Below are 259 nucleotides of genomic sequence, written 5' to 3' on the forward strand. Positions count from 1 at the left end.
GTTGCGTCGTTCTCGGCGCCAGTTCCATCAGTCTCCTTGATCCGGCCGGGCGGCGTGCACTCTTCCGCCGGGTCCGGAAATGCCTGGGGCCGGAGGATCGCTTCCTGCTGACCGTACTTAACGCGGACGGCAATGAAGGCTACGGCGAGGACGCCGGATGGAACGACGGCGGCACCACCGTTTCGACGATCGGCGAGGCCTCATTCCTGGTCAACGTGGAGAACCGTGATCCGGTCAACGGCGCGCGCAGGGTGACCAT

The 259-nt window shown here is 65.3% G+C and carries 1 protein-coding gene; it reads left to right on the forward strand.

Annotated features, from left to right (window positions below; translation table 11 throughout):
* The coding region (locus SB764_RS42005; RefSeq protein ID WP_410867036.1) for a hypothetical protein at positions 1–259 on the forward strand (259 nt) is incomplete at both ends.

It is taken from the genome of Paraburkholderia sp. SIMBA_027 (assembly GCF_046535315.1).
GTDB classification, from domain to species: Bacteria; Pseudomonadota; Gammaproteobacteria; order Burkholderiales; family Burkholderiaceae; genus Paraburkholderia; species Paraburkholderia tropica.